We start from the raw sequence: 12,773 nt of genomic DNA on the forward strand, positions 1-12,773 counted from the left end.
GCCCGTGTGTTCCTGCCCCAGCTCGTTCGGACGCGGGGGTACTTCCTCCAGATCGCCAGCACCGCCGCTTTCGGCGCTGCCCCGATGATGAGCGCGTACTGTGCCTCGAAAGCGGGCGTGGAGTCGTTCGCCCTGTCGCTCCGGGCCGAGATCGCGCCGAAAAGGGTCGGCGTGGGCATCGCCTATCTGCACTGGACCGGCACGGCCATGACGCAGGACATCGACGAACATCCCGTGCTGCGTGCGCTCCGATCCTCCCAGCCGCGCTTCGCCGGGCGCGTACACGAGGCGGAAGCCGAATGCTGTTGCCGTGCGGGCGGGACCCCGTTTAATCGGTGGTGCGGTGCCGCCCATGGGGCTATGGTTCTGCTCATCCGTTCCAAGCGAGCGGTGTCGGTTCGTCGAGAAGAAGCAGGGGGTGAGGACATTGATGACTGTCACGGTGACGGGCTCTGCCCGCATTCAGGAGTTCATCGTTCCCACCTCTGTGGTCTCCGGCTGACACCCACTCGATCCGCGCGCTCGGAGCGCGCCGCCGGGGCCACCCTTCGAAGGGTTCCCCTTGTCCAACGCTTCGTTCGACATGTCCTCCTCCGACACGTCGTCCCCTTCTGATGCCCGGCCTCCGCTCACCTCGTACGGCTGGGACTCCGGCTGGGCCGCCGCCTTCGCGCCCTACGCCGCTCAGGGTCTCCTCCCCGGGCGGGTCGTCCGCGTCGACCGCGGCCAGTGCGACGTCGCCACCGCCGAAGGGATCGTGCGCGCCGACACGGCGTTCGTGACCCCGCACGACCCGCTCCGGGTCATCTGCACCGGCGACTGGGCCGCCGTCGACCCGGCGGGCGTCCGCGACCCCCGGTACGTACGGGCGTGCCTGCCGCGCCGGACGGCCTTCGCGCGCTCCACCTCCTCCAAGCGGTCCGAGGGGCAGATCCTCGCCGCCAACGTGGACCACGCCGTCATCACCGTCTCGCTCGCCGTCGAGCTCGACCTCGGCCGGATCGAACGCTTCCTCGCCCTGGCCTGGGAGTCCGGCGCCCAGCCGACCGTCGTCCTCAGCAAGGCCGACCTCGTGCCCGACCCGGTCGGCCTCTCGTACCTCGTCGAGGACGTCGAGACGGTCGCGCCGGGCGTCCAGGTGGTGCCCCTCAGCTCGACCACCGGAGAGGGTCTCGACGTGCTCTCCGCGGTGGTCGCGGGCGGTACGACCGTGCTGCTCGGCGTCTCGGGCGCCGGGAAGTCGACCCTCGCCAACGCGCTCGTGGGCGAGGACGTCATGACCGTCCAGGCCGCCCGCGACATCGACGGCAAGGGCCGCCACACCACGACCACCCGCAACCTCTTCGTCCTGCCGGGCGGGGGAGTCCTCATCGACACCCCCGGACTGCGCGGCGTCGGGCTCTGGGACGCCGAGACCGGCGTCGGCCAGGTCTTCTCGGAGATCGAGGAGCTGGCCGGAGACTGCCGCTTCCACGACTGCGGCCACGAGTCGGAGCCGGGCTGCGCGGTCGCGGCGGCGGTCGAGGACGGCTCGCTGCCGGTGCGCCGTCTGGAGAGCTACCGCAAACTGCTCCGCGAGAACCAGCGGATCGTGGCCAAGACCGACGCCCGGCTGCGCACCGAGATGCTCAAGGACTGGAAGCGCCGGAGCGCGGCCGGCCGACAGGCCATGGTGCTGAAGCGCGGGCACGGCGGCAGGTAGCGGGGCCGGGGGACGGGACGACCGTCCCCCGGCCGCAGCGTCGTGTCCGAAAACCGCGAGCCCGGTGTGGTCCGGGGGCCCACACTGGGAGCCATGAGGGACGACGACACCCGCTACGAGGCGGTCAGCAGCAGGGACGCCCGGTTCGACGGAGAGTTCTTCTTCGCCGTCCGCACCACCGGGATCTACTGCCGCCCCAGCTGCCCCGCCGTCACCCCCAAACGGCAGAACGTCGCGTTCTTCCCGACGGCCGCCGCCGCCCAGGGCCACGGTTTCCGTGCCTGCCGCCGCTGCCGGCCGGACGCCGTGCCCGGCTCCGCCGAGTGGAACGTACGGGCCGACGTCGTCGGACGCGCCATGCGGATGATCGGCGACGGCGTCGTCGACCGCGAAGGCGTGCCCGGCCTCGCCGGACGCCTCGGCTACAGCACCCGGCAGGTGCAGCGCCAGCTCACCGCGGAGCTCGGCGCCGGTCCCGTCGCGCTCGCCCGCGCCCAGCGGGCGCACACCGCGCGGCTGCTGCTCCAGACCACCGCGCTGCCCGTCACCGAGATCGCCTTCGCGGCCGGCTTCGCCAGCGTCCGCCAGTTCAACGAGACGATCCGCGCCGTTTACGCCCGCACCCCCACCGCCCTGCGCGCCGAGGCCGGCAGCGGCGCCGGAGCCCGTACCGCGCTCGCCGCCGGCGTCCCGCTGCGGCTCGCCCACCGGGGCCCGTACGCGGCCGGGGAGGTCTTCGACCTGCTCGCCGCGGAGGCCGTGCCCCGCGTGGAGGAGGTCGTCGGCGCCCCCGGCGCCCGCACCTACCGGCGGACGCTCCGCCTCCCGTACGGCACCGGCGTCGTCTCCGTCGACGAACGCTCGGCCGGCCGTTGGCTCGACGCCCGCATCCACCTCACCGAACTGCGCGACCTGACCACCGCCGTGCACCGGCTGCGCCGCCTCTTCGACCTGGACGCCGACCCGTACGCGGTCGCCGAGCGCCTCGGGTCGACCCCCGGGCTCGCCGCCGAGGTGGCCGCCCGGCCGGGCGTGCGCTCCCCCGGTACGGCCGAGCCCGAGGAGTTCGCGCTGCGGACGGTCCTCGGCGCCGAGGAGTCGGCCCGGCTCGTCGAGCGGTACGGCACCGCCCTGGCCACGGCCTGCGGCACCCTCACCCACCTCTTCCCGGAACCGGCCGCCCTGACCGGCCACCCCGTCGCGGGACCGCTGGCCCGCGCCCTCGCCGACGGAGCCGTACGCCTCGACCCCGGCGCCGACCGCGACGAGGCCGAGCGCGCCCTGCTCGCCGTCCCCGGCGTGACCGCCGAGGCCGCCGCCCTGATCCGGATGAGGTCCCTCGGCGACCCGGACGTGCCCCCGACGGCGGTCCCGGGGACGGAGGAATGGCGACCGTGGCGCTCGTACGCGGGGCGCTACCTCACCTCGGCGGCGTCGTCGTCGTCTTCCTGAGGGAGCCTGCCGGGTCCGGCCCCGGCGGTCTCGGCCCCCGCGCGCTTCAGCCCCAGAGCACCGCGCCCGCCCACGCCCCCACGATCAGCAGACAGGCGAAGAGCTCGACGAGCACGCTCGTGCCGGCCGCCCGCATCACCGTGCGGGTCGCCGCTCCGGCCTGGCCGTGGCCGCCGAGACGGAGCCGTTCCGCGAGGTAGATCCCGCCGACGAAACCGGGGATCGCGCCGACCACCGGGACCAGGACGAAGCCCAGGAACGCGCCCACCCCGGCGTACGTCACCATCCGGCGGGTGATGCCGACGCCCCGGAACCGGCGCGGTGGCAGCTGCCAGACGACCACCTGCGTGAGGAGCAGCAGACCGGTCGTGGAGGCGAGCAGGATCCAGGCGAGGTCCGTCCGCTCGTGGAGCGACCACCACAGCATCGCCGCCCACACCAGCCACGTCCCCGGTACGCCGGGGACCAGCACCCCGGACAGCCCGAGCAGCATCACCGTCGCGACCATCAGGAGCTGCCACACACCCACGCTGACCAGCGTCCCCCACAATCCACGTCCGCGCAGGTCGCGACGGGCATACGGGGTGGCGGCCCCGCGCGGGCCCCGGCACCGGCGCGCTCGGCCACGCGCCGCCGGGCCCGCCGGCACCGGCGCGCCGAGCCGCCCGCCCCCGGCCCGTCGGCAGCCGGGCATTCGGCCGTGTGCCGCTTTCGGGGTTCGGCGTGCTCAGCCGCGTGCCACCCAGCCCTTCTCGTACGCGTGCCAGCCCAGCTGCAGCCGGGTCGTCACCCCGGTCAGTTCCATCAGCCCCTTCACCCGCCGCTGGACCGTCCGCAGCCCCAGGTCCAGCTGCTTCGCGACGCTCGCGTCCGTCATTCCGGCGAGCAGCAGCGACAGGATCTCCAGGTCCATCACGTCCGGGCCCGGCGCCTCGTCCTCGGTGATGTGCGCGCTCGCGCCGAGCCGCAGCGGCAGGGCCTCCCGCCACACCGACTCGAACAGGCCCATCAGCGATTCGAGGAGCCCGCTCGCGTGCACGACGATCGCCGCGGGCTCGGCGCCCCGTCCGGTCAGCGGCACCATGGCCAGGTTCCCGTCGGCGATCACCAGCTTGGTGGGGACCCGGTCCGCGACCCGGATCCGCTCGTCACGGCTGAGCGCCGCCGAGAGTTCGAGGAGTCCGCTCGGGAGCGTGAGCACCTCGCGTTCGATCACCACCCGGTAGCGCACCCCCCGCCCGGCCGCCTGCTCCTCCGCGTCGTTCTCGAGTCCGGAGACCGCGATCGGCTTGCCCGTCACCAGGGCGCACACCTCCTCGGTCGCGCCCAGCTGGAGCTGGAGGAAGCGGTGGGTGACGGCGCTCGCGCCGGTCACCACCTCCACCAGGTCGTGCACGGCCGCCTCCGCCGCCTCCGCCCGGTACTCCTCGGCGAGCAGCTTCGCCGCCAGTTCCGCCTGCTCCAGCTCGTGCCGCTGCTGGGTCAGGAGCGCGCCGAGCGCCACGCCCGGCGGCGCCGCCACCCATCGACCGGTCCTGGCCGAGGACTGGGCGGCGAGGCCCTGCGACTCGAGGCGGCGCAGTGCCCGTTCGGTGTCCTGCTCGGGCAGCGCGAGCCGGTGCGCGAGGTCGATCACCTCGGCCGCGCCCAGCGCGACCAGCGCGCGGTACGCGGACTCCTGGCGCTCGTCGAGTCCTATCGCTCCCAGCATGGATGCCCCACCCCTCGCCGCGCCTCCGGCGAGAGCCCCGGATCTTCCCAGGACGTTCACCGGAGGCATTCGTTCCATTGGTGACCTGGCGGGAAACGGCCACGGCGTATTCCCGCCTTCCCCATCATCCCTGTACCGCCCTCACCTCTGCCAATGTGGCGCCACCGCAGCACCAACAGCCTCCGGAGGCGGGCGTTTTGCGTCCACTTCTCCGGAATCAGATGGGGAGAGCGATGCGCCCGATTTCGCGTACGGCCCTGGGGGTGGCGACCGCCGCCGTCCTGGCCGTCACCGCGGTCGCGCCGTCCACCGCGGCAGCGCCGCGGGACGGAACGACCACCGATCGACCGCTGGTCGGCGGTGAGGTCTCGGCCCGTGCCGGGGAGCGGACCGCCACGGTGACCCTGGTCACCGGAGACCGCGTCCTGGTCGGCACCGACGCCGAGGGCGGTCCGGCGGCCACCGTGCTGCCGCGCGAGGACGGGTCCGTCCCCCTCGTGCAGACCCGGCGCTCCGGCGAGGACCTGTACGTCTACCCCGAGGGCGCCACCGCCGCCCTCGCCGCCGGACGCGTCGACGAGGAGCTCTTCAACGTCACGGGCCTCGTCCGCCAGGGCTACGACGACTCCTCCACCACCACCCTGCCCCTCATCGCGGTCTACGGCTCCGACGTCACCCGCTCCGGCTTCGCCGCCCCGCGCGGCGCCCGCCGCGGCCAGATCCTCAAGACCGTCGACGGCGTCGCGCTCAAGGCCGACAAGAAGCAGGCCGCCACCTTCTGGGCCGAGGTCTCCGCCCCCGCCGCCCGCTCCGCCTCCGCCGGCATCAAGAAGCTCTGGCTCGACCGCAAGGTCGAGGCCACCCTGGAGCGCTCGACCGCACAGGTCCACGCCCCCGAGGCCTGGGCCGCCGGTTACGACGGCACCGGCACCAAGGTCGCCGTCCTCGACACCGGCGCCGACACACGGCACCCGGACCTCAAGGGCCGGATCGTCGCCTCGGAGAACTTCACCGACTCCGACACCTCCGAGGACCGCGGGGGCCACGGCACCCACACCCTCTCCACCGTCGGCGGCTCCGGCGCCGCGAGCGGCGGCAAGAAGAAGGGCGTCGCCCCCGGCGCCCAGCTCCTCAACGGCAAGGTCCTCAACGACTCCGGCTCCGGCGCCACGTCCTGGATCATCGCCGGCATGGAATGGGCCGTCGCCCAGGGCGCCGACGTGGTCTCCATGAGCCTCGGCAACCCCTCCGAGACCGACTGCGACGACCCGATGAGCGCCGCCGCCGAACAACTCGCCCAGAGCGAGGGCACGTTGTTCGTCGTGGCGGCGGGGAACTCCGGCCCGTCCCTCAACTCGGTCTCCTCGCCCGGCTGCGCGCCCGGTGTCCTCACCGTCGGAGCCACCGACCGCGACGACTCCACCGCGTACTTCTCCAGCCGCGGCCCGGTCGCGAACGAGGCCCACACCCTCAAGCCGGAGATAGCCGCCCCCGGCGTCGGCATCTCCGCCGCCGCGGCCGGCGGCCGCGGCCTCTACGCGTACCAGGCCATGTCCGGTACGTCGATGGCCACCCCGCACGTCGCGGGCGCCGCCGCGATCCTCAAGCAGCGCCACCCCGACTGGACCGCGCGGCAGCTCAAGGCCGCGCTCGTCTCCTCCGCCGAGACCGACGTCCCCGGCGACGTCCGCGAGGTCGGCGGCGGCCGCCTCGACGTCAAGGCCGCGATCGACCAGACCGTCCTCGGCGCCCCCGCCGTCCAGGGCGGTACCTTCCACTGGCCGCAGGACACGAGCGACCGCACCTCCGTGCGGGTCCCCTACACCAACACCTCCGGCGCCCCGGTCACCCTGGACCTGGCCGTCGGGAAGGTCACCGGCAACGACGGCTCCCGCGTCCGCTCGACCGTCGCCCGCCTCGGCGCGCGCACCGTCACCGTCCCGGCCGGCGCCACCGTCGAGGTCCCGCTGGGCATCGACCCCACGGCCCGCCTGGAGCGCGCCCAGTACGGCGACGTCACCGGCCGCGTTCTCGCCACCGGCCCCGGCGGCGTGCGCGTCTCCACCCCGTTCGCGCTCCACATCGAGCCCGAGACCGTCACCCTCCGCGTCAAACTGATCGACCGCCAGGGCGACCCGGCCGCAGGGGCGTCCTCCCTGGACGTCATCGGCACCGACACCGCCACCGGCGAGCGCCGGTTCAACGACGGCGCCGCCGACCAGGTCTACCGCCTGCGACCCGGCAGCTACTTCCTCTCCTCCTTCGTCACCACCCCCGACGCGGGGGAGGGCGCCACGCTGGTCGACTCGCTCAGCTACCTGGCCCGCCCGCAGTTCGAGCTGAGGAAGGACACCACCGTCGTCCTCGACGCCCGCGAGGCCCACGAGCTGTCGGTCCGCACCGACCGGCCGTCCGAACGCCGCGGCACCACCCTGGCGTTCGCCCGCACCTGGGACGACACCTGGACGCACGGCGGCAGCATGGCCGCCCCCCGAACCGTCCGCGGCCACTACGCCTCCGTCGAAGGCGAGGCCCGGAACGGCGACTTCGAGTTCGGCAGCTACTGGCGCTCCGCCGCCCCGCAGATCACCTCGCTGCGCACCACCGACGGCCTGACCCTGCACCCGGTCACCGCCTCCACCGACTCCGCCAACCTCGACGGCACCGGCTCCGCCCGGCTCGTCGACGCCGGCACCGGCACCCCGGACGAGCTGAAGGCCGCCGGCGTCCAGGGCCGCCTCGCCCTGGTCCGGCTCCCCGACACCTCCGCCAACGCGGCCACCCTCGCCCGCAACGCCAAGGCCGCCGGCGCCCTCGGCGCCGTCACGTACCGCGACGCCCCCGGCCGCTGGTACCCGGGCGGCTCCTTCACCGGCCTCGGCCTACCGGTCCTCGGCATCCCGACAGCCGAGGCCAGAGCGCTCCTCGGCAGGCTCGCCGGTGGCGAGGTCACCCTCGTCTGGAAGGCCACCGCCAAGTCCCCGTACGTCTACAACCTCGCCTTCCCCGAGACCGGTGAGCTCGACGACGACCGCGACTACCGGGTCCGCGACGCCCGCCTCGGCCGCACGGACTCCCGCTACGGCTCGGCCGGCATCGCCACGGACTTCATGGACTTCGCGAACGCCTACCGGCCCAGCGGTCTCTCCGTCTCCTTCGCGGGCCTGGAGAGCGTCCCGGCCCCCGGCACCCGCACCGAGTTCTACACGCCGGGCGACACCCACTGGCAGCAGCGGATCGGCAGCAGCTTCCCCTTCGGCGAGCTGATGACCGGCCTCCCGCGCACGTACGGGGCCGGCGAGAAGCGCACCGAGAAGTGGTACGACGGCGTCATCGCCCCCACCGCCCCGCGCGACGGCACCGGCGCGCCGGTCCTCACCGCCGAGCGCCAGGGCAACCTCATCGGCTTCGCCGCCGCGATGTGGGGCGACAGCACCCACCACGCCGAGCCCGGCTCCTTCGGGGACATCGGCAACCTGCGCCTGCGCCGCGACGGCGAGCTCGTCGGCGAGAACGGCTGGCCGTCCGGAGTGTTCGAGGTGCCCGCCGAAGCGGGTGCGTACGAGCTGGAACAGAACACCATGAAGATCGGCAGCAAGGTGTGGGCCCGCTCCACTTCCGTCAACTCGGTATGGAAATTCACCTCCAAGCTTGACGAGAGCGTCTATTCTCAGGGCATCCCGATTCTCTTCCCCCGGTACGACCTTCCGGAGGACGGACTCAAGACCCTCGCCGCGAACGACGGCCAGCACATCGGCCTCACCGTGACGGGTCACGCGGGCTACACTCCCGCAGCGCTCACCTCGGCGAAGCTCTCGTACTCCTACGACGGCGGTACGACCTGGACCGAAGCGCGGGTCTCTCAGCAGGGCGGCACGTGGACCGCGACCGTGAACCACGCGGGCGCGGCCGGCAGGCCCGTCACCCTGAAGACCGAACTGACGGACACCAACGGCAACTCCGTCACCCAGACCGTGGTCCGCGCCTACGACGTGCGCTGACCACGCCGGTCCGCCGGGCGTCCTTCCCGTGGGGGGTGGGGTCGCCCGGCGGACCACCCATTCGCAGCAACGGTTTTCCTGATGTCCCGTTTTCGGGCGCCGTGCGCGGTGGACAATAAGGGCATGACTCAGCAGGGGGACAGCAACTGGTGGGACAAGCTCTACGACGAGTCGGCGCCGGACACGGCCCCGGTGGTCTCGGGCGACACGCTCGACGACCACTTCGCCGCCGCCGCCCGCGCCACGACGGGCACACCGCCGCCGCGACCGCCGGACCCGCCCGAGGCGGCCCCGGCGCCCGAGCGGCGGGTGACGGCCCCGGAGGCGGCCCCGCCGCCCGCGCCGCCGGTGACGGTCCCCGAGGCGGTCCCGGCCCCTGAGACGGTCCCGACGCCCGCGCCGCCCGTGACGGCCGAGGCCGCGGACGATCGCGCACCGTGGGAATCCCCTGCGGCGGGGCCCCGGACCTTTCCCTCGCCGCCGCCGGCTCCTCCCGTACCGCCGCCTCCCGCCCACGCGCCCACCGTCCAGGTGCCGGTACCGTCCCCCGGAGCCGCGCCGCAGGAGCGGGAGCCCGGCGCCGAGCCCCGTACCGGGCCCGACGCCGACACCGACACCGGCCCCATCGCCGAGGTCTCCGTGCCCCGGCCCCGCACCGGCTTCGTCGGCAGCAGACCGCCCACCTACGAGCCCGAGCCGACCGCCCTGCCCGTCGCCCGGCCCGGCGAGCTCGGCGAACTGGTCTCCGACACCGTCCTCGACGGCGCCCGCTACGGCACCTGCACCGTCCGGGCCGCCTCCGTCCGGGGCGACTCCGCCCGCTACCGGGGCGAACCCCGCCGCGACGCCCTGCTCACCGCCCGCTTCGGCCACGACGAGACCGCACTCGTCCTCGTCGCCGTCGCCGCAGGGTCCCGCGCCGCCGAGGACGCCCACCTCGCCGCCGCCGACGCCTGCCGGTGGATCGCCGAGGCCGTCTGCCGCAGCCACGCCCGGCTCTCCGAGGACATCAGGTCCGGCCGCCGCGGCGACCTCAAGTCAGGACTGCACCGGCTCACCGACCGCACCTACGGCAAGCTCAGGGCCCGCGCCGCCGAACGGGGCCTCGCCCCCGACGAGTACACCGCGACCCTCCGCTGCCTGCTCGTCCCCGCCGACCCCGGCTGCCGCACCCGGGTCTTCTTCGGCATCGGCGGCGGCGGTCTCTTCCGGCTCCGCGACGGCTCCTGGCAGGACATCGAACCGCTCCTGCCCGAACCGGCCGCCGTCACCGGCGCCCCCGTCGTCGGCTTCGGCTCACCGCCCCCGGACGCCGTCGCCTCCGAGACCGAGGAGGGCGACCGGCTCACCATGGACCTCGGCATCACCACCGTGCCCGGGCCGCTCGTCGAGGAGCCCGTACCGCCGCCCGCCGAGCCGTTCCGCTTCCGCGCCTCCGTCGCCCGTCCCGGTGACACCCTGCTCCTCGCCTCACCCGGCCTCGCCGAGCCGATGCGCGGCGAACCCGCGCTCGCCCGCGAGCTCGCCGCCCGCTGGGCCGACCCCGAGCCGCCCGGCCTGGCCGCGTTCCTCGCCGACACCCAGCTGAGGGTGACCGGTTACGCCGATGACCGTACGGGGGTGGGCGTCTGGGAGGCGTGACGCGCCGGGCCGTGTGTTGATGGAGCCATGGCCAAACAGAACGTGGCGGAACAGTTCGTCGACATCCTCGTGCGCGCGGGCGTGCGGCGCCTGTACGGCGTCGTCGGTGACAGCCTCAACCCGGTCGTCGACGCGATCCGACGTACCCCCACCATCGACTGGATCCAAGTACGGCACGAGGAGACCGCGGCCTTCGCCGCGGGCGCCGAGGCCCAGATCACCGGCACCCTCGCCGCCTGCGCCGGCTCCTGCGGCCCGGGCAACCTGCACCTCATCAACGGTCTGTACGACGCCCACCGCTCCATGGCCCCCGTCCTGGCCCTCGCCTCGCAGATCCCGTCCAGCGAGATCGGCCTCGGCTACTTCCAGGAGACCCACCCCGACCAGCTGTTCCGCGAGTGCAGCCACTACAGCGAGCTCATCTCCAACCCGAAGCAGATGCCCCGGCTGCTCCACACGGCGATCCAGCACGCCGTCGGCCGGCGCGGCGTCAGCGTGGTCTCGCTGCCCGGCGACATCGCCTCCCAGCCGGCCCCGGAGAAGACGGCGGGGACCGCCCTCGTCACCACCCGGCCGACCGTCCGCCCCGGGGACGCCGAGATCGACGCCCTGGTCCGGATGATCGACGCGGCCGACCGGGTGACGCTCTTCTGCGGCAGCGGCACCGCCGGCGCGCACGCCGAGGTGATGCAGTTCGCCGAGCGGATCAAGGCCCCGGTTGGCCACGCCCTGCGCGGCAAAGAATTCATCCAGTACGACAATCCGTACGACGTCGGCATGAGCGGCCTCCTCGGCTACGGCGCCGCCTACGAGGCCACCCACGAGTGCGACCTGCTGATCCTGCTCGGCACGGACTTCCCGTACAACGCCTTCCTGCCCGACGACGTGAAGATCGTGCAGGTGGACGTCAGGCCCGAGCACCTCGGCCGCCGCTCCCGGCTCGACCTCGCCGTCTGGGGCGACGTCCGCGAGACCCTGCGCTGCGTGGTCCCGCGGGTCCGGGCCAAGACCGACCGCCGCTTCCTCGACAAGATGCTCAAGAAGCACACCGACGCCCTCGAAGGCGTCGTCAAGGCGTACACCCGCAAGGTCGAGAAGCACGTCCCCCTCCACCCCGAGTACGTCGCCTCCGTGATCGACGAACTGGCCGACGACGACGCCGTGTTCACGGTCGACACGGGCATGTGCAACGTATGGGCGGCCCGCTACCTCAGCCCCAACGGGCGGCGCAGGATCATCGGCTCGTTCAGCCACGGCTCGATGGCCAACGCCCTGCCCCAGGCCATCGGAGCGCAGTTCACCGACCGGAACCGCCAGGTCGTGTCGCTGTCCGGCGACGGCGGGTTCTCCATGCTGATGGGGGACTTCCTCACCCTCGTGCAGTACGACCTGCCGGTGAAGGTGATCGTCTTCAACAACTCCTCGCTCGGCATGGTCGAGCTGGAGATGCTGGTCGCCGGACTTCCCTCGTTCGGAACGACGAACAAGAACCCCGACTTCGCGGCGATCGCCCGCGCCGCCGGCGCCTACGGAGTCCGGGTCGAGAAGCCGAAACAGCTGACGAGCGCCCTCAAGGACGCCTTCAAGCACAAGGGCCCGGCCCTGGTGGACGTCGTCACCGACCCTAACGCCCTCTCCATTCCGCCGAAGATCAAGGCCGACATGGTGACCGGCTTCGCCCTCTCCGCCAGCAAGATCGTCCTCGACGGGGGAGTGGGCCGGATGCTGCAGATGGCGCGCTCCAACCTGCGCAACGTGCCCCGACCCTGAGGGAATGCGGACGAACTGGCGGGGCATGCATCCCCGTGAGCCTGTTCGACGCGATCTGTGGGTGGGGGTTATGGCCGGGGAGGCACGACAGCCGACTCAACTGCTCAGGAAGGTGGGATGCGCGGATCTCACCGCGGTACCGGAGGTGCGACATGCCCTGCGCGAACTGCTGCGGAGGTGGGGCGGACCGGGCGCCTCCGACGTGGCGGAACTGCTCACCAGTGAACTGGTGACCAACGCCCTGATCCACACCGAGCACGGGGCCGTCGTGACCGCGACGGTCGTGCCCGAGCAGCTGAGGGTCGAGGTCCGTGACTTCGTCCCGGGACTCGCCCCGTCGCACGTACCGCCCGCCGACGACGGTACGCACGGCAGGGGGCTGATCCTCGTCGAGGCCCTGGCCGACTCCTGGGGCGTCGAGGACCACGCGGTGGGCAAGGTGGTGTGGTTCGAACTGAACGGCGGGGCCGCCTGAGAGGCGGCCCCGCCGGTGTGC

The 12,773-nt window shown here is 73.4% G+C and carries 8 protein-coding genes and 1 pseudogene; 7 read left to right on the forward strand and 2 right to left on the reverse strand.

Going from position 1 to position 12,773, the window contains the following annotated elements; translation table 11 throughout:
* The 3 genes and pseudogenes from ACFWUY_RS36840 to ACFWUY_RS36850 form a co-directional block, all read left to right on the forward strand.
* A pseudogene (locus ACFWUY_RS36840) lies at positions 1 to 291 on the forward strand (SDR family NAD(P)-dependent oxidoreductase); the annotation flags it as partial.
* A 292-nt stretch (positions 292 to 583) separates the two neighbouring features.
* Positions 584 to 1,702: a ribosome small subunit-dependent GTPase A gene (gene rsgA / locus ACFWUY_RS36845; protein WP_384120438.1), complete on the forward strand. Its 1,119-nt coding sequence runs from the start codon at positions 584 to 586 to the stop codon at positions 1,700 to 1,702.
* A 93-nt stretch (positions 1,703 to 1,795) separates the two neighbouring features.
* Positions 1,796 to 3,154, forward strand: coding sequence for a DNA-3-methyladenine glycosylase 2 family protein (locus ACFWUY_RS36850; RefSeq protein ID WP_384120400.1), 1,359 nt, complete (start codon positions 1,796 to 1,798; stop codon positions 3,152 to 3,154).
* A 46-nt stretch (positions 3,155 to 3,200) separates the two neighbouring features.
* Here ACFWUY_RS36850 and ACFWUY_RS36855 read toward each other — a convergent pair whose 3' ends face one another.
* Together ACFWUY_RS36855 and ACFWUY_RS36860 are read right to left on the reverse strand one after the other, a co-directional pair.
* Entirely contained in the window at positions 3,201 to 3,683 is a 483-nt protein-coding gene (locus ACFWUY_RS36855) for a DUF456 domain-containing protein (protein ID WP_384120401.1), read from the reverse strand.
* 198 nt (positions 3,684 to 3,881) lie between these two features.
* A complete protein-coding gene (locus ACFWUY_RS36860) occupies positions 3,882 to 4,865 on the reverse strand; it encodes a helix-turn-helix domain-containing protein (protein ID WP_384120403.1) in 984 nt (327 codons plus the stop codon).
* Positions 4,866 to 5,098: 233 nt separating this feature from the next.
* On the opposite strand from ACFWUY_RS36860, the gene ACFWUY_RS36865 reads away from it, so the two are divergent.
* The 4 genes from ACFWUY_RS36865 to ACFWUY_RS36880 all read left to right on the forward strand — a co-directional run bounded on the left by ACFWUY_RS36865 (position 5,099) and on the right by ACFWUY_RS36880 (position 12,752).
* Complete coding sequence (locus tag ACFWUY_RS36865; protein WP_384120405.1) at positions 5,099 to 8,866, forward strand: S8 family serine peptidase; 3,768 nt, start codon at positions 5,099 to 5,101, stop codon at positions 8,864 to 8,866.
* A gap of 123 nt (positions 8,867 to 8,989) precedes the next feature.
* Positions 8,990 to 10,507: a protein phosphatase 2C domain-containing protein gene (locus tag ACFWUY_RS36870; protein WP_384120408.1), complete on the forward strand. Its 1,518-nt coding sequence runs from the start codon at positions 8,990 to 8,992 to the stop codon at positions 10,505 to 10,507.
* Between the two features lie 27 nt (positions 10,508 to 10,534).
* The gene (locus tag ACFWUY_RS36875) at positions 10,535 to 12,277 is read left to right on the forward strand and encodes a pyruvate dehydrogenase (protein WP_384120410.1); all 1,743 of its coding nucleotides are present in this window, start codon (positions 10,535 to 10,537) and stop codon (positions 12,275 to 12,277) included.
* 70 nt (positions 12,278 to 12,347) lie between these two features.
* Positions 12,348 to 12,752, forward strand: coding sequence for an ATP-binding protein (locus ACFWUY_RS36880; protein ID WP_384120411.1), 405 nt, complete (start codon positions 12,348 to 12,350; stop codon positions 12,750 to 12,752).
* Positions 12,753 to 12,773 lie beyond the last annotated feature (21 nt).

Source organism: Streptomyces sp. NPDC058664, from assembly GCF_042716635.1.
In the GTDB taxonomy this organism is placed as follows: Bacteria; Actinomycetota; Actinomycetes; order Streptomycetales; family Streptomycetaceae; genus Streptomyces.